Below are 1875 nucleotides of genomic sequence, written 5' to 3' on the forward strand. Positions count from 1 at the left end.
GAGGGCCACCGCCTGATCCCGCCGCTCAGGGCTCGGCCAGTCCCCGCAGCAGCAGCACCCCCACCGCGGGCAGGACGACGAGCGGCGCCAGGGCGAATTGCAGCGAGGCTGCGTCGGCGAGCGCGCCCAGCCCCGGCGCCGCCAGCCCCCCGACGCTCACGGTCAGCCCCAGCGTGACCCCGCCCGCGGTGCCCACGCGTCCCGGCAGATAGTCCTGGCCCAGCGTGATGTGCAGCGCGAACGGCACATACAGCCCGGCCGAGGCCAGCGCGACGAACCCGTACACCGCCGGGCCGGGCACCACCACCACCCCCGCCACGGCGAGCACGGTCAGCGCGTACGAGCGCCGCACCACCGTCAGCCGCCCGTACCGCTCGGCCAGCCGCGCCCCCACCACGGTGCCCACCGCGCCCCCGGCGTACAGCACGAACAGCGCCGCCGTGCCCGCGGCCTCCCCGCCGCCGGTGCGCTCGCGGACGTACAGCGCCACGAAGGTGCTCAGCCCGAGGAACACGATCGAGCGGCACACCACCGCGCCCGACAGCCGCAGGAACGACGGCCAGTCGTCGCGCCCGCAGTCCACGCGCGCCCCGGCGGCCTGCGCCGCCCGGGGACCCACGGCCCGGACCGCTGCCGCACACAGCGCCGCTCCCACCAGCGCGGGCACCGCCAGCAGGGGAGAGGCGCCCAGACCGCCGCCGGCCACGACCGCCCACACCAGCAGCGGAGCGAGCGCGAAACCCACATTGCCGCCGAGGGAGAACCAGCCCATGGCCGTATGGCTGCCGCCCGCCGCGAGCCGCGCCACGCGGGCCGCCTCCGGGTGGTACGCGGCGACACCCACCCCGGACAGCGCGACCGCCGCCAGGGTGAGGGCGTAGGAGCCGCCGAGCCCGCACAGGGCCACCCCGGCACCGCCCGCCAGCGCGGCGAGCGGCAACAGCCACGGCAGCTCCCGCCGGTCGGTGAGAGCCCCGAACAGCGGCTGCACCACCGAGGAGAGCAGGGAGGCGGCCAGTACGACGCCCGAGGCGGCGGCATAGGTGTAGGCGCGCTCGGCGACGAAGTACGGCACCAGCGCGGCGACGGCGCCCTGGTACACGTCGACGCAGGCATGGCCCAGGGACATCAGCGTGATCGGGCGGGCACGCGGACGGAAACGGAAACGGGAACGGGACGCGGACGGCGGTTCGGTCTTCTGTTCGGTCACGGACCGATCGTCACGCCCCGGCCCGCTGTCCCGCTTTCGATAAACTGCCCGATCATGCCGGATGTCCGCCACACGCCGAAGGCGCCCACCCGCGCCCAGCACCTGGCCGCGGGCGACCGCATCGACGCACACCGGCACGATGAGCACCAGATCGTCTACGCGGGCTCCGGCGTGCTCGCCGTCACCACCGACGCGGGCACCTGGTTCGCCCCCGGCACCCGCGCCATCTGGGTCCCCGCCGGCACCGTCCACGCCCACCGCGCCCACGGCCGCCTGCAACTGCACCTGGTCGGGCTGCCCGCCCACGACAACCCCCTCGGCCTGGACACCCCCACGGTCCTCGCCGTCGGCCCGCTGCTGCGCGAACTGATCCGCGCCTACACCCGCGACCCCGAGGACACCGGACCGCAGCGCCGCCGGCTGCTCGCCGTCCTGCGCGACCAGCTGCGCGCCTCCCCGCAGCAGCCGCTGGTCCTGCCCACCCCCGCCGACCCGCGCCTGGCCGCCGTCTGCGCCCTCGTGCACGCCGACCCCGCCGAGCCCCGCACCCTCGCCCAGCTCGGCGCCGCGACCGGCACCGGCGAACGCACCCTCAGCCGGCTGTTCCGCAGCGAGTTCGGCATGACCTTCCCCCAGTGGCGCACCCAGTCCCGGCTCTACCACGC

2 protein-coding genes are annotated in these 1875 nt (G+C 76.3%); one reads left to right on the forward strand and one right to left on the reverse strand.

Annotation, left to right across the window (positions count from 1 at the left end; genetic code table 11):
• Nucleotides 1-25 precede the first annotated feature (25 nt).
• Nucleotides 26-1129 (reverse strand): MFS transporter, encoded by a 1104-nt coding sequence (locus CCN42_RS20865; protein WP_086737769.1) that lies wholly within the window; start codon nucleotides 1127-1129, stop codon nucleotides 26-28.
• Between the two features lie 135 nt (nucleotides 1130-1264).
• Between CCN42_RS20865 and CCN42_RS20870 the strand changes: the two genes are divergently transcribed.
• Nucleotides 1265-1875: AraC family transcriptional regulator (locus CCN42_RS20870; RefSeq protein ID WP_107427620.1), on the forward strand; the 611-nt coding region annotated here is incomplete at its 3' end.

This window comes from Streptomyces glaucescens, from assembly GCF_002154375.1.
In the GTDB taxonomy this organism is placed as follows: Bacteria; Actinomycetota; Actinomycetes; order Streptomycetales; family Streptomycetaceae; genus Streptomyces; species Streptomyces glaucescens.